This is a genomic window from Micromonospora sp. NPDC005194 (assembly GCF_040608335.1).
Taxonomy (GTDB): Bacteria; Actinomycetota; Actinomycetes; order Mycobacteriales; family Micromonosporaceae; genus Micromonospora.
Window position 1 is genome coordinate 129,204 of record NZ_JBEXIA010000011.1, and the last position, 21,047, is coordinate 150,250.

The 21,047-nt window shown below is 70.6% G+C and carries 18 protein-coding genes; 6 read left to right on the forward strand and 12 right to left on the reverse strand.

All coding sequences use genetic code 11. The features are described 5' to 3' along the window. Positions 1 to 18: 18 nt before the first annotated feature. The 8 genes from ABZU53_RS12415 to ABZU53_RS12450 form a co-directional block, all read right to left on the reverse strand. Entirely contained in the window at positions 19 to 1,080 is a 1,062-nt protein-coding gene (locus tag ABZU53_RS12415) for an ABC transporter permease (protein WP_355065689.1), read from the reverse strand. Continuing rightward, entirely contained in the window at positions 1,077 to 1,970 is an 894-nt protein-coding gene (locus ABZU53_RS12420; RefSeq protein WP_355065691.1) for an ATP-binding cassette domain-containing protein, read from the reverse strand. Before ABZU53_RS12420 ends, ABZU53_RS12415 begins: the two co-directional genes overlap by 4 nt. Positions 1,971 to 2,051: 81 nt before the next feature. Beyond that, positions 2,052 to 2,744 carry a response regulator transcription factor gene (locus ABZU53_RS12425; RefSeq protein WP_355065693.1) on the reverse strand — a complete coding sequence of 231 codons (693 nt, stop codon included), beginning with the start codon at positions 2,742 to 2,744 and terminating at the stop codon, positions 2,052 to 2,054. Further along, positions 2,741 to 4,069, reverse strand: a complete 1,329-nt coding sequence (locus ABZU53_RS12430; protein WP_355065695.1) for a sensor histidine kinase — start codon at positions 4,067 to 4,069, stop codon at positions 2,741 to 2,743. Before ABZU53_RS12430 ends, ABZU53_RS12425 begins: the two co-directional genes overlap by 4 nt. A gap of 119 nt (positions 4,070 to 4,188) precedes the next feature. Beyond that, entirely contained in the window at positions 4,189 to 5,136 is a 948-nt protein-coding gene (locus ABZU53_RS12435; protein ID WP_355065697.1) for a permease prefix domain 1-containing protein, read from the reverse strand. Further along, the gene (locus ABZU53_RS12440) at positions 5,133 to 5,474 is read right to left on the reverse strand and encodes a PadR family transcriptional regulator (RefSeq protein WP_110564981.1); all 342 of its coding nucleotides are present in this window, start codon (positions 5,472 to 5,474) and stop codon (positions 5,133 to 5,135) included. Before ABZU53_RS12440 ends, ABZU53_RS12435 begins: the two co-directional genes overlap by 4 nt. A gap of 144 nt (positions 5,475 to 5,618) precedes the next feature. Next, the gene (locus tag ABZU53_RS12445; RefSeq protein WP_355065699.1) at positions 5,619 to 6,158 is read right to left on the reverse strand and encodes an RNA polymerase sigma factor; all 540 of its coding nucleotides are present in this window, start codon (positions 6,156 to 6,158) and stop codon (positions 5,619 to 5,621) included. Positions 6,159 to 6,249: 91 nt separating this feature from the next. Beyond that, complete coding sequence (locus ABZU53_RS12450; protein WP_355065701.1) at positions 6,250 to 6,870, reverse strand: L-threonylcarbamoyladenylate synthase; 621 nt, start codon at positions 6,868 to 6,870, stop codon at positions 6,250 to 6,252. 132 nt (positions 6,871 to 7,002) lie between these two features. On the opposite strand from ABZU53_RS12450, the gene dnaE reads away from it, so the two are divergent. Next, a complete protein-coding gene (gene dnaE / locus ABZU53_RS12455; protein WP_355065703.1) occupies positions 7,003 to 10,533 on the forward strand; it encodes a DNA polymerase III subunit alpha in 3,531 nt (1,176 codons plus the stop codon). A gap of 57 nt (positions 10,534 to 10,590) precedes the next feature. Beyond that, positions 10,591 to 11,799, forward strand: coding sequence for a YncE family protein (locus ABZU53_RS12460; protein WP_355065704.1), 1,209 nt, complete (start codon positions 10,591 to 10,593; stop codon positions 11,797 to 11,799). 52 nt (positions 11,800 to 11,851) lie between these two features. On the opposite strand, the gene abc-f is transcribed toward ABZU53_RS12460, so the two are convergent. Further along, the gene (gene abc-f, locus ABZU53_RS12465; protein ID WP_355065706.1) at positions 11,852 to 13,489 is read right to left on the reverse strand and encodes a ribosomal protection-like ABC-F family protein; all 1,638 of its coding nucleotides are present in this window, start codon (positions 13,487 to 13,489) and stop codon (positions 11,852 to 11,854) included. A 276-nt stretch (positions 13,490 to 13,765) separates the two neighbouring features. Here abc-f and ABZU53_RS12470 point away from each other — a divergent pair, with 276 nt between their 5' ends. Then, positions 13,766 to 14,158 (forward strand): type II toxin-antitoxin system RelE/ParE family toxin, encoded by a 393-nt coding sequence (locus ABZU53_RS12470; RefSeq protein ID WP_354855988.1) that lies wholly within the window; start codon positions 13,766 to 13,768, stop codon positions 14,156 to 14,158. Further along, the gene (locus ABZU53_RS12475; protein ID WP_354855989.1) at positions 14,158 to 14,472 is read left to right on the forward strand and encodes a helix-turn-helix transcriptional regulator; all 315 of its coding nucleotides are present in this window, start codon (positions 14,158 to 14,160) and stop codon (positions 14,470 to 14,472) included. The genes ABZU53_RS12470 and ABZU53_RS12475 overlap by 1 nt, the downstream gene beginning before the upstream one ends. Positions 14,473 to 14,554: 82 nt before the next feature. Here ABZU53_RS12475 and ABZU53_RS12480 read toward each other — a convergent pair whose 3' ends face one another. Further along, positions 14,555 to 15,250, reverse strand: coding sequence for a response regulator (locus ABZU53_RS12480; RefSeq protein WP_355065708.1), 696 nt, complete (start codon positions 15,248 to 15,250; stop codon positions 14,555 to 14,557). Further along, complete coding sequence (locus tag ABZU53_RS12485; RefSeq protein WP_355065710.1) at positions 15,247 to 16,869, reverse strand: sensor histidine kinase; 1,623 nt, start codon at positions 16,867 to 16,869, stop codon at positions 15,247 to 15,249. The genes ABZU53_RS12480 and ABZU53_RS12485 overlap by 4 nt, the downstream gene beginning before the upstream one ends. A 61-nt stretch (positions 16,870 to 16,930) precedes the next feature. Between ABZU53_RS12485 and ABZU53_RS12490 the strand changes: the two genes are divergently transcribed. Then, positions 16,931 to 18,310 carry a cation:dicarboxylase symporter family transporter gene (locus ABZU53_RS12490; protein WP_355065712.1) on the forward strand — a complete coding sequence of 460 codons (1,380 nt, stop codon included), beginning with the start codon at positions 16,931 to 16,933 and terminating at the stop codon, positions 18,308 to 18,310. 263 nt (positions 18,311 to 18,573) lie between these two features. Here ABZU53_RS12490 and ABZU53_RS12495 read toward each other — a convergent pair whose 3' ends face one another. Continuing rightward, positions 18,574 to 18,984, reverse strand: a complete 411-nt coding sequence (locus tag ABZU53_RS12495; protein WP_354855993.1) for a hypothetical protein — start codon at positions 18,982 to 18,984, stop codon at positions 18,574 to 18,576. A gap of 87 nt (positions 18,985 to 19,071) precedes the next feature. Between ABZU53_RS12495 and ABZU53_RS12500 the strand changes: the two genes are divergently transcribed. Then, positions 19,072 to 20,898, forward strand: coding sequence for an alpha-galactosidase (locus ABZU53_RS12500; protein ID WP_355065714.1), 1,827 nt, complete (start codon positions 19,072 to 19,074; stop codon positions 20,896 to 20,898). Positions 20,899 to 21,047: the final 149 nt, after the last annotated feature.

Sequence of the window (21,047 nt, forward strand, 5' to 3'; positions counted from 1 at the left end):
CGCGGGGGCCGTCGCCGGTCAGCCGATGCTCTCGCGCTCCCGCCAAGCAGCGCGCAGCGAGGTCCGGCCGTTGGTGCGGAGCAGCGAACCCTCGTAGACGCGGGCCCCGGCGACCACGAAGGCGCCGGCGGCGACCAGCAGGACGGCCAGCGACACGATCGGCTCCCAGCCGGCCGCGTCGCCGGTGAACAGCCGCAGCGGCATCGCCGTGGGCGACGAGAACGGCAGGTACGACAGCACCCGCATCGCGGTCGCGTTGTCGTTCAGGAAGATCACCGCGAAGAACGGCAGCATGACGGCGAGCTGCACCGGTGTCGACACACCGGCGATGTCCTCCTGGCGGTTGACCAGGGCGCCGGCCGCCGCCCACATCGCGGCCAGCAGCACGAAGCCGAGCAGGAAGAACGGCACGAACCAGCCGATCGCCGGAGCGAGCAGGGTGAGCAGGTCCCCGCTGTCGCCGATCCGCATGCCGAGGACGGCCACGAGACCGATCAGCGCGATCTGCCCGAGCGCCAGGATGCCCCCGGCGATCACCTTGCCGGCCAGCAGCGCCCGTACCGGCACGGCCGCCACCAGGATCTCCACGATCCGGGTCTGCTTCTCCTCGGTGACGCTCTGCGCGATCTGCAGGCCGAAGGTCTGCGAGGTGATGAAGAAGACGAACGCGAACACGAACGGCACCAGGAACGCCACCACCGGGTCGACCGCGTCGGGGTCGAGGAGGCGCACCGGCGGCGCGATGCTCAGCGCCCGGACCACCTCGTGAGGTGCGTCGTCCATGGCGAGCACCGCCGGACCGCTGACGACCGCGGCGTCCACGTCCCCGTCGCGGACGGCCTGCTCGGCGGCCCGGTCGTCGGCTACCACCCGGACGTCGAGCCCGGCGGCGCGCAGCGGGCCGGCCGCGTCCTGGGTGACGGCCACGCTCTTCGGGCCGCCGGAGAGCAACGGCGGCAGGATGGTGCCGGCGGCGGCGATCACCAGGAAGAACAGCGTGCCGAACAGGAAGGTGCGATCGCGGAGCTTGACCCGGATCTCGCGTTCGGCGACCAGCCGGGTGGCCTGGGTGACGTTCACTGGATGACCTCTCGGAAGATCTCGGTGAGCGAGGGGCTGACCGGGCGGAAGGCGCGGACCGGGCCGCGGGCGAGGGCCGCGTGCAGGATGGGCTGCTCGTCGGCGCCGACCGGCAGGTCGAAGACCGCCCGCGCGCCGTCCAGCTCGACCAGGGTGACCCCGGGCTGGTCGCGGACCCAGCCGGCGTCGGTCGCCACCACCAGCTCAAAGCGGGGCGAGGTGTACGAGTCGCGCAGCCGCGTACGGCTTCCGGCGGCCCGGATCACCCCGTCATTGATGATCACCAGGTCGTCGCAGAGGCGCTCCACCACGTCGAGTTGGTGGCTGGAGAACAGCACCGGCACTCCGGCGGCGGCGCGTTCGCGCAACACGGCGACGACCGTGTCGACGGCGAGGGGGTCGAGACCGGAGAACGGCTCGTCGAGCACCAGCACCTCGGGGTCGTGCACCAGCGCGGCGGCGATCTGGGCCCGCTGCTGGTTGCCCAGCGACAGCGTCTCCAGCAGGTCGTCGCCGCGCTCACCCAGCCCGACCCGCTCCAGCAGAGCGTCCGTGGCGCGGCGGGCGGCGGGGGCGTCCAGGCCGTGCAACCGGCCCAGATAGGCGACCTGCTCCCGCGTGGTCATCTTGGGGTACAGGCCCCGTTCCTCCGGCATGTAGCCGAAGCGGCGGCGGTCCTGCCGGGTGAGCTTCGCGCCGCCCCAGCTCACCTCCCCGGCGTCGGGGGCGAGCACACCCAGGATGATCCGCATGGTGGTGGTCTTGCCGGCGCCGTTGGCGCCGACGAAGCCGGTCATCCGGCCGGCGGCCACCTCGAAGGACACGTTCTTGAGCACCTGCCGGTCGCCGAAACTGCGGTCGACGCCGTCGAGTTGGAGCGTTCTCGTCACGCGTCCACGCTAGATCGAACCCGTCGGCCCGCCATCCCTCCGGGGGCTGAGCCGAGGGGTCCGCCGAGCGACGGACACCGGTCATCCGCCGGGGCGGACCACCCCGTTCTCGTACGCGAACACCACCGCCTGGACCCGGTCGCGCAGGCCCAGTTTCGCCAGCACCCGACTCACGTGCGTCTTCACCGTCGCCTCGCCGAGGCACATCGTCGCAGCGATCTCGGCGTTGCTCGAGCCGGCGGCGAGCAGCACCAGCACCTCCCGTTCCCGTGGGGTCAGCTCGCCCAGCGCGGCCTCGGCCCCCCGGTGCGCGGTGCCCGCCGGATCACCGGGACGGGCGAACGTGGAGATCACCCGGCGGGTGATCTCCGGGGCGAGCAGACCGTCGCCGCGGGCCAGCACCCGGATCGCCTCGATCAGCTCCTCGGGTGTGCCGTTCTTGAGCAGGAAACCGCTGGCCCCGGCCCGCAGCGCGGTGAAGAGATAGTCGTCGCGGTCGAAGGTGGTGAGGATCAGCACCGCCGGTGCGTCGGGCCCGTCGTCGGTGATCCGCCGGGTGGCCTCCAGCCCGTCCATGCCGGGCATCTCCACGTCCATCAGCACCACGTCCGGGCGCGTGGCGCGGGCCATGGTGACGGCCCGCGCGCCGTCGGCGGCCTCACCGACCACCGTGATGTCGTCCTCCACCTCCAGGATGATCCGAAAGCCGGTGCGCACGAGATGCTGGTCGTCGGCGAGCAGCACCCGGATCGGGGTGATCGGTGCGGTGCTCACGACGACCGCCCCGCCCCGGCCGTCAACGACCGTCCGTCTCCGGTTTCGCGCTGCCGGCCGATCGCCGGGTCCGCGAGCGGGAAGCGGGCACGGACCCGCCAACCCCCGCCGGCCCGGGGCCCGGCCTCCAGCTCGCCGTCGTGCGCGGTGACCCGCTCGCGCATCCCGATCAGGCCGAGCCCGGCGGCATCGGCCCGGCCGCCGGTCCGTCCGTCGTCGGTCACGTCGACCTCCACCTCCCGGGCCAGATAGCGGACCCGCACATCCAGCAGATCCGCCCCGGCGTGCTTCAGGGTGTTGGTCACCGCCTCCTGCGTCACCCGGTAGGCAGCCTGCGAGACCGACTCGGGCAGTGCGACGGGCTCGCCGTACACCCCGAGGGTGGCCCTCAGGCCCGCGGCCCGCGCCCGCTCGACCAGCTCACCGATGCGCTCGACGTCGCCGGGCGCGGGCCGCTCGACGTCGCTGTCGCCGGAGGCGCGCAGCACGCCGAGCATCCGGCGCAGCTCGTCGACGGCGGTGCGGGCGCTCTGCTCGATGGCGGCGAGTGCCGTGCGGGCCTTGCCCGGGTCGCGGTCGAACACCCGGCGGCAGGCGGACGCCTGCACCCCCATCACCGACACGTGGTGGGCGACGACGTCGTGCAGCTCCCGGGCGATCCGGACCCGTTCGCCGAGCACCGCCCGCTCCCGGCCCTCGGCCTGGGACCGGCGCAGCTCCTCGGCCTGTTCGCGCAGCTCGTGCTCGCGCCGCGCGGCCACCCAGGCGGTCTCGCCGAAGAAGTACGCGAACCCGAAGACCAGCACGTTGACCAGGACGCCGCTGACCATCGCGGCGAGCACCGGCGGCACCGGGCCGACCGCGTCGTCGAAGGCGCCGGGCGGGATGTGGTCGATCGTCACCGCGTAGTAGACGCCCAGCCAGGCGAACATCGTGGCGATCACGCCGATCCGCAGCCGGCGGGCCACCTGATGGTCCGGTCCCCAGGCGCCCATCGTGTAGAGGGCGCAGAACAGGGCCCACGCGGAGAACTGGGTCTCCGGCGCCGACCGGGCCTGCGCGGCGATGAACGCCACCGCGACGACCAGCAGGGTGGCTGCCGGCCAGCGCCGCCGCCCGACCAGCGGAAGCGTCACCGCGACGGTCCAGAACAGCTGCTCCGGCCCGGACGGCGGTGGCCCCAGCAGGAACGCCCCGGTGCTGCGGGCCAGGGTGAGGCTGACCAGCGCCAGCCCGGTCACCGCGAGCCCGATCCACAGGTCGATCCGCCGCTGCTCCGCCGTCGGGCCCGGACGGCGCCACTCGTCGCGCTGTGCCTCGGTCATCCGGGAACGATGCCACGTCGTCAGCCGCGTCCGCTATCCGGACGGCCCGGCGGGGACAGCGCGCCGACGTGCGGCGGCCCGACGCGGTGTCCGCGCCGGGCCGCCGTCTCCGCTGTCGCTCAGGTCGTCTGGCGACGGCTCTTGAGGGCCGTGTCGACGAGGTCCCACACCAGCACCACGGCGACGCCCAGCGCGATGAGGGCGTTGAGGAGGCTGCGGTTGTCCGCGTCCGCCAGCCAGCTCAGCCGCTCGCCCAGAGCCGGGTTGAGCAGCGCGTCGGAGAGCGCCAGCCCGGCCAGCGGCACCGTGAACGCCAGGTTGAGCAGCGCCTTCACCCCGAACAGCGGCCAGCTCCAGCGCCCGATCCGGTACTTGACGACCTCGAACACCGCGATGGCGAGCAGGACGACCATCAGCGCCGGCAGCCAGAACGACCAGAGCGCCGGGTCGAGGACGGGGATGTTGTCGCCGTCGCTGGCACGCACCCACGACTGGTAGTGCTGCAAGGGCAGGTAGCCGATGGTCAGCACCAGCATGGCCACCGCCGCGATGGTGTCGACGAGGGAGACGTCGCGGTGCGCGGGGACGTCGGGCAGCTCGTCGACGGTCCAGTCGGGCAGGTCGGCGGTGGGCTGGGACCGCTCGATGAGGACGAAGGTCAGCGTGAGCCAGAAGCTGATGTGCACGGCCACGTGCAGGGCGACGACGAGGCCCGGCCCGATGGCGCCGAAGCCCTTGCCCTCGACCACGTTGACGACCGTGACCACCGTGCCGGCGAGCGCCGGGATGAAGCTGAGCAGCAGCTTCAGCAGCCGCAACCAGACCAGGTAGTAGGTGGGGCCGAGGAGCTGGAGTCGGCGGTCGGCGTAGCGGGCGGCCAGCCGGTCGGGGTTGCCCAGCTCGGTGAGCACCTCCCGCTCGGCGGCCGCCGCGTCCTCGCCGCCCCCCGTCCGGTCCTCGATCATGTCCTCGATCGAGGCGCGCAGCTCGGTCGCGATCTCGTCGCGCCGCTGGGCGGGCACCGAGCGCAGGGTGGCGGCCAGGTAGCGGTCGGTCAGGGTGTTCATCGGTCCACTCCTTGGATCAGCCCGGTGATGGAGGTCTGTACGGCGGCGAGGTCGTCCAGGAGCCGGCTCAGCATCGACTCGCCCTCGTCGCTGGTCCGGTAGAACTTGCGCGGCCGGCTCTCCTCGGTGTTCCACTCGCTGGTGAGCAGGCCCTGGTCCTCCAGGCGGCGCAGCAGCGGGTAGAGCGTGTTGGCGTCGACCGGAAAGCCGTGGTCGGTGAGCCGTTGCAGCAGTGCGTAGCCGTAGTCCGGTCGGCGGAGCGCGACCAGGCTGGCCACCACGACGGTGCCTCGACGCAGCTCCTGCAGGTGCGTCCGTAGAACATCCTCGCTAACCATGTGTCACACCATACTGTGTGGCACACACTATTGTCCACTACGACATCATCGTGTTTGCCCAAGCCCCGTTTCGGCCGCTCCGACATGCGGCGACCCCCACGGTGGCCGCGAGGACGACGACGAGCCGGCGGGACGACGCCGGGCTCATCCGGCGCCGAGCCGTTGCCGGACCTGCCGCCGGGCCAGGTGCAACCGGGACTTCACAGTGCCCACCGGCACGTCGAGCAGGGCGGCGATCTCGGGGTAGCTCAGCCCGAGGACGTCGCGCAGGGCCACCACCTCGGCGTGGTCGGGGTGGACCGAGTCGAACGCGTCGAGCAGATCGAGGCGGGTGCCCGCGACCACGCTGGTCCGTCGGGGATCGGCCTGGTCGGGCACCGGAACGCCGCCGGCCTCCAGTCGACAGCGGCGTCGCAGCGTGCGGTACGTGGAGCGGGCCCGGTTGGCGGCCAGCGGGTGCAGCCAGGTGCGAAACGAGGAGCGACCCTCGAATCGGTCGACGCCGCCGGCCAGCGCCAGGAGCGTGTCCTGGCAGGCTTCCTCGGCGTCCTGGCGGTTGGGCAGGAATCGGGCGCACAGCCGCAGCACCTCCGGACGCACCGCGACCAGCAGGGCGTCCAGCGCCGCCGGGTCGCCCTGCGCGGCGCGGCGGGCCAGGGCGTCGAGGTCCGGGGGGTCGGGCATGCCGGGTGTCCAATGCTCGCCGGTGGCCGATCCTCAAGCGTACGGCCGGCGGCGGTGGCCCGCCCTCGTCCGGTCCGGCACCCGACCCGCGCTACTCGAACCGGGAGACGTCGCCGGCGCCCCGGCGCAGGATCTCCGGCTCGGGCCCGGACAGGTCGATCACCGTCGTCGGCTCCTTGCCGCAGTCGCCGGCGTCGAGCACCGCGTCGAGCTGGTGGTCGAGCCGTTCCTTGATCTCCCAGCCCTGGGTCATCGGCTCGTCCTCGCCGGGCAGCGCCAGGGTGCTCGACACCAGCGGCTCGCCCAACTCGGCGAGCAGCGCCTGGGTCACGGTGTGCCGGGGCACCCGCACGCCGACGGTCCGCTTCTTCGGGTGCAGCATCCGGCGCGGCACCTCCTTGGTGGCCGGCAGGATGAACGTGTAGCTGCCCGGCGTGGACGCCTTCACCAGGCGGAAGACCGCGTTGTTGATCTGCACGAACTGGCCGAGCTGCGCGAAGTCCCGGCAGACCAGGGTGAAGTGGTGCCGGTCGTCGAGGTGGCGGATCTGGCGGATCCGGTCCAGGCCGTCCCGGTTGCCCAGTTGCACGCCGAGGGCGAAGCACGAGTCGGTGGGGTAGGCGATGAGGCCGCCGCCGCGGATCAGGTCCGCGACCTGGCCGATGACCCGTGGCTGCGGGTTCTCCGGGTGTACGTCGTAATACCTCGCCATGTTCCGAGAATAGTCGTGGGGGAGACGCGGACCACCCTCGGCGCGGACGGTGGAGCCGCCGAGATCACCTCGGTAGGGTAGGTCCCGGTCGGCTCCGACCACCGAGATCCACACCGCCGGGGGGCGCCAGGCATGGCTGATTCGTTCGCGCATCTGCACGTGCACACCGAGTACTCGATGCTCGACGGAGCGGCCCGGCTGAAGGACCTGTTCGCCGAGGCCAACCGGCTGGGCATGCCGGCGGTGGCGATCACCGACCACGGCAACATGCACGGCGCGAACGACTTCTACAACCAGGCGATGGCCGCCGGGATCACGCCGATCCTGGGCGTCGAGGCGTACGTGGCGCCGGAGTCGCGCTATCACAAGGCGCGGGTCAAGTGGGGTCGGCCGGAGCAGAAGAGCGACGACATCTCGGGTAACGGCGCGATCACCCACAAGACCATGTGGGCGAAGAACGCCCAGGGTCTGAAGAACCTGTTCACCCTCAACTCGCGCGCGTCCATGGAGGGGCACTACGTCAAGTGGCCCCGGATGGACATGGAGTTGATCGCCGAGCACGCCGAGGGCATCATGGCGACCACCGGCTGCCCGTCCGGCGCGGTGCAGACCCGGCTGCGGCTGGGGCAGTTCGACGAGGCGCTCAAGGTCGCCGCGAGCTACCAGGACATCTTCGGCAAGGAGAACTACTTCCTGGAGATCATGGATCACGGCCTCTCCATCGAGAGTCGGGTCCGCGAGGGTCTCACCGAGATCGCCCGCAAGCTCGACATCCCGCCGGTCGTCACCAACGACTCGCACTACACGCACGAGGCGCAGGCGACCGCGCACGACGTGCTGCTGTGCGTGCAGACCGGCAGCAACATCGACGACCCGAACCGGTTCCGCTTCGAGGGCGGCGGCTACTTCGTCAAGAGCGCCGACCAGATGCGCGCGGTCGACTCGTCCGAGCTGTGGCAGCAGGGCTGCCGCAACACCCTGCTGGTGGCCGAGAAGGTCGACCCGAAGGGCATGTTCGAGTTCCACAACCTGATGCCGCGCTTCCCGGTGCCCGAGGGCGAGACCGAGGAGTCCTGGTTCCGCAAGGAGACCTTCGCCGGGCTGGCCCGCCGCTACCCGAACGGCATCCCGGAGGGGCACGTCGTCCAGGCCGAGTACGAGCTGGGCGTCATCAACCAGATGGGTTTCCCCTCGTACTTCCTCGTGGTCGCCGACTTCATCCAGTGGGCGAAGAAGCAGGGCATCGCGGTGGGCCCGGGTCGTGGCTCGGCCGCCGGCTCGCTCGTGGCGTACGCGCTGGGCATCACCGACCTGGATCCGATCCAGCACGGCCTGATCTTCGAGCGGTTCCTCAACCCCGAGCGGGTCTCGATGCCGGATGTCGACATCGACTTCGACGAGCGTCGGCGCGGTGAGGTGATCAAGTACGTCACCGACAAGTGGGGTGAGGACAAGGTCGCCCAGATCGCGACCTTCGGCACGATCAAGGCGAAGGCCGCGATCAAGGACTCGGCCCGGGTGCTGGGTTTCCCGTACGCGGTCGGCGACCGGATCACCAAGGCGATGCCACCGGCCGTGATGGGCAAGGACATCCCGCTGACCGGCATCTTCGACCCGAAGCACCCCCGCTACGCCGAGGCCGGCGAGATCCGGGGCCTGTACGACTCCGACCCGGACGTCCGCAAGGTGATCGACACGGCCAAGGGCATCGAGGGGCTGATCCGGCAGACCGGTGTGCACGCCGCCGGCGTCATCATGTCCGCCGAGCCGATCATCGAGCACATCCCGTTGACGCGCCGCGACGCCGACGGGGCGATCATCACGCAGTTCGACTACCCGACCTGCGAGTCGCTCGGGCTGCTGAAGATGGACTTCCTCGGCCTGCGGAACCTGACGATCATCGACGACGCGGTCAAGAACATCGAGCTGAACCACGGCCTCAAGCTCGACCTGCTGGGCCTGCCGCTGGACGACAAGGCCGCGTACGAGCTGCTGGCCCGCGGTGACACCCTCGGCGTGTTCCAGCTCGACGGTGGGCCGATGCGGTCGCTGCTGCGGTTGATGAAGCCGGACAACTTCGAGGACATCTCCGCCGTCCTGGCGTTGTACCGGCCGGGCCCGATGGGCGTCGACTCGCACACCAACTACGCGCTGCGCAAGAACGGCCTCCAGGAGATCACGCCGATCCACCCGGAGCTGGAGGAGCCGCTGCGGGAGATCCTGGCGCCCACGCACGGCCTGATCGTCTACCAGGAGCAGGTGCAGCGCGCCGCGCAGATCCTCGCCGGCTACACCCTCGGTCAGGCGGACCTGCTGCGCCGGGCGATGGGTAAGAAGAAGAAGGAGATCCTCGACAAGGAGTTCATCCCGTTCCGGGACGGCTGCCGCGAGCGCGGCTACTCCGACGAGGCGATCCAGGCCGTGTGGGACGTGCTGGTGCCGTTCGCCGGGTACGCCTTCAACAAGGCGCACTCCGCCGCGTACGGCCTGGTGTCCTACTGGACCGCGTACCTCAAGGCGCACTACCCGGCCGAGTACATGGCGGGGCTGCTCACGTCCGTCGGTGACGACAAGGACAAGATGGCGCTCTACCTGTCCGAGTGCCGCCGGATGCGGATCCAGGTGCTGCCGCCGGACGTGAACACCTCGGCCGGGCCGTTCACGCCGGTCGGCAAGGACATCCGCTTCGGCCTGGCCGCGGTCCGCAACGTCGGCGCGAACGTGGTCGCCTCGATCATGCGGTGCCGCCAGGAGAAGGGCGACTACACCGACTTCTACGACTTCCTGTCCAAGGTGGACGCGGTGGTCTGCAACAAGAAGACCATCGAATCGCTGATCAAGGCGGGCGCGTTCGACTCGATGGAGCACCCCCGCAAGGGGCTGCTCGCGGTGCACGCCGACGCCATCGACGCGTACGCCGACGTCAAGCGCAAGGAGGCGGTCGGCCAGTACGACCTGTTCGGCGCCGGCTTCGGTGACGCCGACACCGGCAGCACGACGGTGATGCCGGTCATCGGCGACGGCGAGTGGGACAAGCGCGACAAGCTGGCCTTCGAGCGGGAGATGCTCGGCCTGTACGTCTCCGACCACCCCCTGTTCGGCCTCGAGCACATCCTGGGCGCGGCGGCCGACACCACCATCGCGTCCCTGGCCGAGGACGGGGCGGTGCCGGACGGGGCTGTCGTCACACTCGCCGGCATCCTCTCCGGGGTGCAGCGGCGGGTCACCAAGCAGGGGCGGGCCTGGGCCTCGGCCACGCTCGAGGACCTGGCCGGTGGGGTGGAGACGCTGTTCTTCCCCAACACCTACGAAGTGATCGGGCAGTACATCGCCGAGGACGCCATCGTGGTGGTCAAGGGTCGGGTGGACCGCCGCGACGACACCCCACGGATCATGGCGATGGACATGTCCATGCCGGACGTCAGCACCAGCGCCACCAACAAGCCGGTCACCCTCACCATCCCGGTGCACCGGTGCACGCCGCCGCTTGTGGAACGGCTCAAGGAGACCCTGGTGCTGCACCCCGGTGACACCGAGGTGCACGTCAAGCTGCTCAACGGTGGGCGCACCACCACCCTGCGGCTGGGCCCGTTCCGGGTGGCGGCGACCACCGCGCTGATGGGTGACCTGAAGAGCGTCCTCGGCCCGGCCAACGTGAGCTGACCTGGTTGGCCGTGGGGAATCACCAACATCAGGGGAAATGTCCGTTATCGTCATAAGGTGTCGTGTCGTCACCTGCGGGCCGTGGTCCCCGCCCTGGCACTGGTGGTCGGCCTCGCGTCCTGCACCGACCGGGGGTCCACCAACGAAGCCGATGCCGGGTCGACCGCGGCTGGGCCGACCTCAGCCGGGGCGAGCGCGGCCGGGCCGGCACCGACCGCCTTCGGCCCGCTGGCACCGGGAATGCCGACCTATCCGGCGGCCGGCAACGTCTACGCTGCCGCCGGCCCCGACCAGCTGACCGATGCGGTACGCGGCGACCGCCCGATGGTGTACGTGCCCAACACCAAGAGCAACGATGTCTGGTTGATCGACCCCGGGACGTACCAGGTGGTGGGGAAGTTCTCCGGCGGCCCGGAGCCCCAGCACGTCGTCCCCTCCTACGACCTGCGGACGCTCTACGTGGCGTCCAGTCAGATCCCCCGGGGTGGCCTGATCCCAATCGACGCCCGGACCGGTGAGCCGGGCGAGTTCCGCAACCTCGAGGACGTCTACAACCTCTACTTCACCCCCGACGGCAAGCAGGCGATCGTGGTCGCCGAGGCGTACCAGCGACTGGACTTCTACGACCTGGTTAGCTGGCAGCGGGTGCGGTCGGTGCGGTTTCCCGAGTGCGGCGGCATCAACCACATGGACTACTCCGCCGACGGCCGGACGATGCTGTTCAGTTGCGAGTTCGCCAACCGGATGCTGGTGCTGGACACTGCCTCCCTGCGCAAGGTGCGCGAGTTTCGCCTCGACCGGACGCCCGACGGGATGCCGCAGGACACCCGGCTGACTCCGGACGGCCAGCACTTCCTCGTCGCCGACATGCGCGCCAACGGGGTGTATGTCTTCGATGGCCTGGCCACCCGGCAGACCGCGTTCATCCCCACCGGCAGGGGCGCGCACGGCATCTACTTCAGCCGGGACGCCCGGCAGGCGTACGTCACCAACCGCGAGGAGGGCACGGTGACCGTGCTCGACCTGGCGAACCTGAAGCCCACCGCGACCTGGCGGATCCCGAACGGCAGCCCCGACATGGGCGGCCTGTCCGCCGACGGCAAGGTGCTGTGGCTCTCCGGGCGCTTCACCGACGAGGTGTACGCGCTGAACACCTCGACCGGCAAACTGCTGGCCCGGATCCCGGTCGGCAAGGGCCCGCACGGCCTCACCGTCTGGCCGCAGCCCGGTCGCTACTCCCTGGGCCACACCAGCAACATCCGCTAGCGGCCCGGTACCGGGCCGGCCGGCGTGCGTCCGGCCGGCCCGCGACGCCGGGTCAGCGCTGGTCGGGCGCAGCGATCTCGCGCAGCTGGCCGTCGGCCAGCCGCAGCCAGCGCTGCACGCCGATCTCGGCGAGGAACCGTTCGTCGTGGCTCACCACGACAAACGCACCCTGGTACGCGGTCAGCGCGCTCTCCAGTTGGGCGACGCTGACCAGGTCCAGGTTGTTCGTCGGCTCGTCGAGCAGCAGCAGTTGCGGCGCCGGTTCGGCGCAGAGCACGCATGCGAGGGTGGCGCGCAGCCGCTCGCCGCCGGAGAGCACCCCGACGGGCAGGTTCACCCGGGCGCCTCGGAACAGGAACCGGGCCAGCAGGTTCATCCGCTTGGCGTCCGGCAGGCTCGGCGCGTACGCGGCGAAGTTCTCCGCGACCGTGCGGTCGAGGTCCAGCAGGTCCAGCCGCTGCGACAGGTACGCGATCCGCCCGTCGGCCCGTTTGATCTCGCCGCCGGCCGGTTCGAGATCGCCGTTGACGAGGCGCAGCAGGGTCGACTTGCCGACGCCGTTCGCCCCGGTGAGCGCGATCCGCTCCGGCCCCCGGATCACCAGGTCGGCGCCGTCGCCGCCGAACAGCTCCCGATCGTCGAAGCGGGCCCGCAGCCCCGTACCGGAGAAGACCGTCCGTCCGGACGGGACGGTGGTGTCCGGCAGGTCGACGGTGATCTTGTCTTCGTCGCGGACCGCCCGGCCGGCCTCGTCGAGCCGGGCCTTGGCCGAGCCGAGCCGGGCGGAGTGGGTCTCCTGCGACCTGCCCGCCGACTCCTGCGCGCTGCGCTTGAGCCCACCAGCGACGATCCGGGCCAGACCGGCGTTCTTCAGGTTCTTGGAGGCGTTGCTGGCCCGCCGGTCGGCCCGCTCACGGGCCTGCTGCATCTCCCGCTTCTCCCGCTTGACCTCCTGCTCGCCGTTGCGCAGGTTGCTCTCGGCCACCTCCCGCGCCGCCTGCACCGCCTCGGTGTACGCGGTGAAGTTGCCCCCGTACCAGTTGATCTCGCCTCGTTCCAGCTCGGCGATGCGGTCCATCCGGTCCAGCAGCTCCCGGTCGTGGCTGACCAGCAGCAGGCACCCGGACCAGTCGGACAGCACGTCGTAGAGCTTGTGCCGAGCCTCCAGGTCCAGGTTGTTGGTCGGCTCGTCGAGCAGCAGCACGTCGGGCCGTCGCAGCAGTTGCGCCGCCAGGCCGAGGGAGACCACCTGACCGCCGCTGAGGGTGTGCAGCCGGCGGTCGAGCGCCAGGTCACCCAGGCCGAGGCGGTCCAGCTCGGCGCGGGTGCGCTCCTCGATGTCCCAGTCGTCGCCGATGGTGACGAAGTGCGCCTCGCTGGCGTCGCCGGCCTCGATGGCGTGCAGCGCCGCGATCCGCTCGGCGACGCCGAGCACCTGGGCCACGGTCAGGTCGCCGACCAGCGGCAGCGTCTGCGGGAGGTAACCGACCACGCCGTCGACGGTGACGCTGCCGCCGCCGGGCGTCAGCTCCCCGGCGATCAGCCGCAGCAGGGTGCTCTTGCCGGCGCCGTTGGGCGCGACCAGGCCGGTACGACCGCCCGGGACGGTGAAGGACAGCTCCGAGAAGACCGGGGTGTCGTCCGGCCAGGAGAAGGACAGGTTCGAGCAGACGATGTACGCATCAGACATGCGAGTGACCTCAAAGGGTGGGGTGGGCGCGCGCCTAAGCCGCCCGACGACAACGGGAACCGGTGGAACGACGGCATGGCCTCGGCGGCTGCGCCTACGCGCGCCGAACCGATGGCCGAACACGTCCGGTCTCACCCGGAGATGTCGTCGTCACCCGCCATGTCTGGTCTCCCTGGTCGCACCGCCAACCCAACCCGGCAAGTCTAACAACGGATCTTGACCCCGCCACCGCATTAGAGCGCAGCGGTTCTGTATAGCTCAGGCTATAGTTGGTCCATGTCTCATGAGCCGCCACGTCGCTGGGCGATCAAGACGACAACGGATGTCCGTAACTGGTTGCGATCCCTGCGAGATGCCGACCCTGCGACGTACCGGTCCGTCAACGTAGCGATCGACATGCTCGCGGATACCGGTCCGGCCCTGGGGCGGCCACTGGTCGACACCCTCAAGGGCTCGACCATCAGCAACCTGAAAGAGCTTCGACCGAGATCCGGAAGGGACGTTGCCGTTCGGGTGCTGTTCGTCTTCGATCCCTGGTCCCAGGCCGTCCTGCTGGTGGCCGGCAACAAGGCGGGAGATTGGAATCGATGGTACGACAAGGCGATTCCGGTGGCCGAGATTGCGTACGAGGGCTGGCTTGCCTTCGAGAAGAAGCGGAGGGAGGGCTGATGAGCGACTTCCATGATTGGAACGACATCCGGGCCGAGCTGCACGACGGGGACGATGAAGCGCTCGACGCCGAACGTGCCCGTACCGAGGCGTGGATCAGCGCGTTCCACCTTGCCGAGGAGCGGAAGCGGTTGGGCTTGACCCAGCGGCAGGTGGCCGAGCTGATGGGTGTCACGCCCGGCCGAATCAGCCAGATCGAGAACGGTGATCTGGAGGCTAATGAGGTCGCGACACTGAGTCGGTATGCGCGAGCGCTCGGCGCCCGAATGCGGATCATCTTCGACTACGGCGACGACTTGCGCCAGATCGCCTGATCTGACGATCAGCACATGTGCAGGCCACAGCAGCCGTTGATCACTCAAGCATCCACCCGGCGCCGCTTGACGTCGCGTTGCGTCAGCGGGGGCGGTACTCGACCTCGGGGCGGCCGGGGGTGCCGTAGCGGGGGGTGCGCACCGCGCGGTCGATGGTGACCAGGTACTCCAGGTAGCGGCGGGCGGTCACCCGGGAGATGCCGGTCGCCGCGCTCACCTCGGTGGCGGACAACCCCGCCCCCGGGCCGGATCCGTCGGCCAGCGCCGCGCGTACCCGACTGAGGGTCTGCGCGTCGAGGCCCTTGGGCAGGCTGTGCCCGGCGGTGCCGCGCAGGGTGGCGAACATCCGGTCCACGTCGTGCTGGGCGGTCACCTCGCCTTCGGCGAGCGCCTGGGCGCGGTAGTCGGCGTAGCGCTCCAGCTTGTCGCGGAACGCCGCGAACGTGAACGGTTTGAGCAGGTAGTGGGTCACCCCGAGGGACACCGCGGTGCGCACCACCGCCAGGTCCCGCGCGGAGGTCACCGCGAGCACGTCGACGCTGCTGCCGGCCGCGCGCAGCGCCCGGCAGACGTCCAGGCCGTGCAGGTCGGGCAGCCGAAAATCCAGGAGTACGAGGTCCACGTCGCCGCCGCCACCCGCGCGCAGAGCCGCCATCGCCGCCCGCGCGGTGTGCGCCACCCCGACCACCACGAAACCCCGAACCCGTTCGGTGTACGCGGCGTGCGCCTCGGCCAGCAGCGGCTCGTCCTCGACGACCAGCACCCGAATGTCGGTCATCGCGGGGCACCGCCGACCGGCAGTCGGACCGTGAACAGGCTGCCGCCGTCGTCCGAGCGGGCCACCTCGTGCCGGCCACCGTGGCGGCGGACCACCTGCCCGATCAGCGCCAGACCGAGACCCCGGCCGCTGCTCTTGGTGGACCAGCCGCGCCGGAACGCGTCCGCCACCCGGTCCTCGGCCAGCCCGGGGCCGCTGTCGGCGACCCGGACCACCAGTTCGTCGTCGACGGCGCCGACGAAGACCCGCACCGTACGCGGCGGGGGCGTGCCGGCGACCGCCTCCAGGGCGTTGTCGATCAGGTTGCCGACGACGGTGAGCAGGTCGTTGGTCGGCAACGGGCTGTCGTCGAGGCGGCAGTCCGGCTCGATGACGAGGTCCACGCCGCGCTCGCCGGCCTGGGCGGACTTGCCGAGCAGCAGCGCGGCCAGGGCCGGCTCGGTGACCGCGTCGACCACCCGGTCGGTCAGCTGTTGCGCGTGGGCCAGGTCCCGGGTGCCGAGCCGGACCGCCTCGTCGGCGCGGCCCAGCTCCACAAGCGTGAGGACGGTGTGCAGGCGATTGGCCGACTCGTGGGTCTGCGCCTGCAACGCCTCGGTCAGCGCGCGGACCGAGTCCAGCTCGCTGGCGAGGGTACGCAGCTCGGTCTGGTCGCGCAGGGTCAGCACGGTGCCGAGCGGCGCGCCCTCGAAGCGAGCGGTCCGCTGGTTGGCCACCAGCACCCGGTCACCGGCCAGCATGGGCTCGTCGAGGGCGTCGCGCCCGGAGCCGAGCAGCTCGGCCACGGCGGGCGGCAGGTCGATCCCGGCGACCGGCTGGTCGGTGACCGGCTCGTCGGCGTCGAGATCGAGCAACCGCCGGCCCTCGTCGTTGATCAGCGCCACCCGCCGATCGGTGGTCAGCACCACGAGACCCTCGCGCACCGAGTGCAGGACCGCGTCGTAGTACTCGTACATCCGGGTCATCTGCGCCGGTCCCAGGCCGTGGGTCTGGCGACGCAGCCGGCGGCTGAGCAGCCACGATCCGGTCGCGGCGAGCGCGAGCGCCGGCGCCGCGACGCCGAGCAGCACGGGGAGCTGGCGCAGCAGCTTGCGGTTGATGGCCCGGGTGGTGATGCCCACCGAGACCAGGCCGACGATGCGCCGCTGCTCGTCGTACACCGGCACGACCGCGCGCACCGACTCGCCGAGCGTCCCGACGTTGGTGGTGGTGAACGGGTGCCCCGCCAGGGCGGGCCCGATGTCGCCGACGAACGGCTCGCCGATGCGGTCCCGGGTCGGGTGCGAGAAACGGGTGCGGTCGGGGGCCATCACGACCACGAAGTCGGTGCCCGTGGCCAGCCGGGTCGATTCGGCGTACGGCGCAAGGATGCTGGCCGGGTCGGCGGTCGTGAGGGCCGCGCGGACGTCGGGGGAGCGGGCCACGGTCTGCGCCACCGCGAGCACCTCCTCCTGCGCGGCCTGGCGGGAGTCGACGCGGGCCAGCCAGACGGCGCCCGCCGCGCCGGCCAGCACGAGCAGCGTCACCACCACCGCCTGGAGGGCGAACAGCTGCCCCGCGATGCTCAACTGCCGTCGGGCCACCTCCACCACCTCCTCGGCACGCCGCCGCTGACGCATCCGCGGTGAACAGAATGACCGCAAGGATGTCAACGGGTGAGACGCGCTTCACATTGTCGACATGGACACCACCGCATCCACCACCACGGCGGAGCCGTCGGCCCGCCGGGACCGTACCCGTTACCTGTACCTGGCCGTCATCGTGGCCGTGCTCGCCGGCATCGTGGTCGGCCTGGTCGCCCCCGATTTCGGCAAGGAACTCAAGCCGATCGGCACGGGCTTCGTCAACCTGATCAAGATGATGATCAGCCCGGTCATCTTCTGCACGATCGTGCTGGGCGTCGGTTCCGTCCGGCAGGCCGCGAAGGTCGGCAAGGTCGGCGGCCTGGCGCTCGGCTACTTCCTGACCATGTCGACCGTCGCGCTCGCCATCGGCCTGGTCGTCGGCAACCTCATCCACCCCGGCTCCGGCCTGGACCTCGGCCAGGACCTCGCGGGCGCCGGCAAGGCCGCCGCCGGAGACGAGGCCGGCGGTACGGCGGAATTCCTGCTCGGGATCATCCCGACCACGCTCTTCTCCGCGCTCACCGAGGGGGAGGTACTCCAGACGCTGCTGGTGGCGCTGCTCGTCGGCTTCGCGGTGCAGGCGATGGGCCGGCGCGGTGAGCCCGTGCTCGGCGTGATCGCCGTCCTCCAGCGGGTCGTCTTCAAGGTCCTCGCCATGATCATGTGGCTGGCGCCGATCGGCGCGTTCGGCGCGATGGCGGCCGTCGTCGGCGCGACCGGCGTGGACGCCCTCAAGAGCCTCGCCCAGATCATGCTCGGCTTCTACGCCACCTGTCTGATCTTCGTGCTGGTCGTCCTGGGCGCGTTGCTGTGGTTCGTGGCCCGGATCTCGATCTTCTCGCTGCTGCGCTACCTCGGCCGGGAGTTCCTGCTGATCTTGTCGACCTCGTCGTCGGAGTCGGCGCTGCCCCGGCTCATCGCCAAGATGGAGCACTTCGGCGTGAGCAAGCCGGTCGTGGGCATCACGGTGCCGACCGGGTACTCGTTCAACCTCGACGGCACGGCGATCTACCTGACGATGGCGTCGCTGTTCATCGCCGACGCGCTCGGCAAGCCCCTGGCCATCGGCGAGCAGATCTCGCTGCTGCTGTTCATGATCATCGCGTCGAAGGGCGCCGCCGGAGTCACCGGCGCGGGGCTGGCCACGCTTGCCGGTGGCCTCCAGTCGCACCGGCCGGATCTGGTGGACGGCGTCGGGCTGATCGTCGGCATCGACCGGTTCATGTCGGAGGCGCGGGCGCTGACGAACTTCGCCGGCAACGCGGTGGCGACCGTCCTGGTGGGAACCTGGACCGGCGAGTTCGACCGGGACCGGGCGGCCGGCGTGCTGCGCGGCGACGACCCGTTCGACGAGGCCACCATGCTCGACGACCACGACGACGAGTCGGCGGCACGCCCCGACGAATCGACCGCGCCAGCTGGCGTCCCGGCCTGACCGTCCCGGGGGGTGGTCGACTCCAGGTCGGCGATATCGGGGTATCCAAGCTTGTAGGACACCCCGATATCGCTGATCTCGTGTCGATCTTCACCGAGAGGTTGACCTCCGGCTGACGACAGAGACCAAACGCTCCCGTGCGACACGACCTCGGGCCCCGCCACCGCTGGCAATCTTGGACACTTTCCGTTAGCTGCTAACGGAAACTGTCCAAGATCTACCCTGTCAACCGCCTCCCGCGCCCCGGACGGCGTCGCCCTGGGTCAGCTCGTCGACCTCAGGGCCGCCGCACGGAACTTGGCTGGTGGCAGGTATCCGTGGGCGTCCACGTAGTGGAGCAGGAGCTGAGGAGCGGCGTACGCGACGTTGTCGCCCCGCACCTCGAATTCGGCGCTCTCGCGGGCGATCATGCCCTCCCGAATGGCTTCTCTGGCGTCGTCGCCCAGGTCCCGGATGCAGATCTCGCAGTAGTGGTGTCCCCGTGTCTGGCGGACTCGCACCTTGGCCAGTTCCGTCAGAGCTGGCATCAACCCGCCCGGGGGAGCGCCGGTCGGGAACGGATGCGAGGCGTCCAGCCAGCCGACGTTGAGCAGCGGCTCGTCGGATGGCCCACGCCCGTCCTCGTCATGCCGCTTGAGGTACGTGTACGGCGTCAGGTCCACGAAGTAGGTCACGGGTTCTGTGTACCCACCCTCCGTGCACTTGACAGGGGGCGTGTGAGCGTTAACATCGATAAGCGCCATTGTCTGTCGGGAGGTCCGATGACGCTCGTCCTCGCGCGTTCCACCGCACGGCGGATGGCCGGGCTCACGGCTCTGGTCGTGCTGCTCGCCGTCGGCCTCACCGTCATCTCCCCGAAGCCCGCCGTGGCGTGGGACAACGGCACGGCGAACACCCCGCCCATGGGGTGGAACAGCTACGACTCGTTCAACTGGAGCGTCACCGAGGCCGACGTCCGGGCCAACACGGACTACCTGCGCGACAACCTGCGCCAGCACGGCTGGCAGTACGTCGTCATCGACTGGGCCTGGTACTACCCGGGCCAGCACAACAACAGCCCCAACCAGGACGCCAACCTCAATCCCCGGCTGCGGATGGACGCCAACGGACGGCTGCTGCCGGACACCACGCGGTTTCCCTCGGCGGCGGGCGGCAACGGGTTCAAGCCTCTCGCCGACTACGTGCACGACCAGGGACTGAAGTTCGGCGTCCATCTGATGCGCGGCATCCCGCGGCAGGCGGTCGCGGACAACGTGCCGATCCTCGGCACCACCTGCCGGGCCAACCAGATCAACAACACCACCACCGCGGCCTGGCTCAACCTGATGTGGGGTCTGAACATGTCCAACGCCTGCGCGCAGGCGTACCTGGACTCGGTCTTCCAGCTCCTGGCCGGCTGGGGTGTCGACTACGTGAAGGTGGACGACATCGCGGCCCCGACGTACCGGCAGGCCGAGGTCGAGGGTTACCGGACGGCGATCCAGCACAGCGGTCGGCCGATGGTGCTGAGCCTCTCGCCCGGCGCGACACCGCTGGCCAGTGGCGGGCACGTGCGGGACAACGCGCACATGTGGCGCATCGTCAACGACCTGTGGGACAACTGGTCGTCGCTCGACGCGCTGTTCGACCAGTTGCGCAACTGGACGCCGTACCGGACGACTGGCGCCTGGCCTGATCCGGACATGATCCCGATCGGGCGGCTGTCGAAGTACGGCCCGGTCGGCGCACCCCGCTACTCCGGGCTCACCGCTGACGAGCAGCGCACCCTCATGACCCTGTGGGCGATCAACCGGGCGCCGCTGATGTGGGGCGGCAACCTGGTCGAGAACCGCGCCGCCGAGCTGGCGTTGATGACCAACGCGGCGGTGCTCGCCGTCGACCAGAACAGCGCCAACAACCGGCAGCTCGTCGGCGGCACCCGGCAGGTGTGGACCGCCGATGTGCCCGGCACCGACCACCGGTACGTGGCGCTGTTCAACCGCGAGAGCGCGACGGCTAACGTCTCGGTGAACCTGGCCGACCTGGGCATCGGCTCGGCCACCGTCACCGACCTGTGGTCCGGCGCCGGTCTCGGCACCGTCACCGGCACGCTCACCCGATCCATCCCCGCCCACGGGAGCGGCCTGTACCGGGTGGCGCCGCTGACCACCGCCCCCACGCCGACCACCTACACGGTGGCCGCGCGGCACAGCGGCAAGCTCCTCGACGCCTTCAACGCGTCCACCGCCGATGGCGCCAACGTCGTCCAGTGGGGCGCCAACGGGCAGGCCAACCAGCGGTGGCGGTTCCAGGACGCCGGTGGCGGCTACTCGACGGTGACAAGTGTCAGCAGCGGCAAGTGTCTCGACGTGTACGGCGGCGCGGGCGCCACCGCCGACGGCGTCCGCGTGATCCAGTGGACCTGCAACGGCGGCACCAATCAGCAGTGGCGCGTCGAGGACCTCGGAACCGGCTACGTCAGGCTCGTGGCCCGCCACAGCGGGAAGTGTCTCGACGTGCTGAACGCCGCCACGGCGGACGGTGCTCAGGCCGTGCAGTGGACGTGCGGCACCGGCGCCAGCCAACAATGGCGACGCACCACCGCGTAGCGCGCCGTCGGCCCTCGCGGCGGTAATGCGCCGCAGCGGGCGCGGATCCTCGTCACGTCGCTGCCGACGGTCTGGGCGCTGATCGCGGCCGGCACACTGCTGGCACGGCGCTACGCCAGCGGGCCAACTGAAGGCTGACGGCGGGCGCT

Coding starts and splice junctions, on each gene's coding strand:
- ABZU53_RS12430 (WP_355065695.1), bottom strand. CDS start 4,069: ATGACCGAGGCACAGCGCGACGAGTGGCGCCGTCCGGGCCCGACGGCG.
- ABZU53_RS12435 (WP_355065697.1), bottom strand. CDS start 5,136: ATGAACACCCTGACCGACCGCTACCTGGCCGCCACCCTGCGCTCGGTG.
- ABZU53_RS12440 (WP_110564981.1), bottom strand. CDS start 5,474: ATGGTTAGCGAGGATGTTCTACGGACGCACCTGCAGGAGCTGCGTCGA.
- ABZU53_RS12445 (WP_355065699.1), bottom strand. CDS start 6,158: ATGCCCGACCCCCCGGACCTCGACGCCCTGGCCCGCCGCGCCGCGCAG.
- ABZU53_RS12450 (WP_355065701.1), bottom strand. CDS start 6,870: ATGGCGAGGTATTACGACGTACACCCGGAGAACCCGCAGCCACGGGTC.
- dnaE (WP_355065703.1), top strand. CDS start 7,003: ATGGCTGATTCGTTCGCGCATCTGCACGTGCACACCGAGTACTCGATG.
- abc-f (WP_355065706.1), bottom strand. CDS start 13,489: ATGTCTGATGCGTACATCGTCTGCTCGAACCTGTCCTTCTCCTGGCCG.
- ABZU53_RS12470 (WP_354855988.1), top strand. CDS start 13,766: ATGTCTCATGAGCCGCCACGTCGCTGGGCGATCAAGACGACAACGGAT.
- ABZU53_RS12475 (WP_354855989.1), top strand. CDS start 14,158: ATGAGCGACTTCCATGATTGGAACGACATCCGGGCCGAGCTGCACGAC.
- ABZU53_RS12480 (WP_355065708.1), bottom strand. CDS start 15,250: ATGACCGACATTCGGGTGCTGGTCGTCGAGGACGAGCCGCTGCTGGCC.
- ABZU53_RS12485 (WP_355065710.1), bottom strand. CDS start 16,869: ATGCGTCAGCGGCGGCGTGCCGAGGAGGTGGTGGAGGTGGCCCGACGG.
- ABZU53_RS12490 (WP_355065712.1), top strand. CDS start 16,931: ATGGACACCACCGCATCCACCACCACGGCGGAGCCGTCGGCCCGCCGG.
- ABZU53_RS12500 (WP_355065714.1), top strand. CDS start 19,072: ATGACGCTCGTCCTCGCGCGTTCCACCGCACGGCGGATGGCCGGGCTC.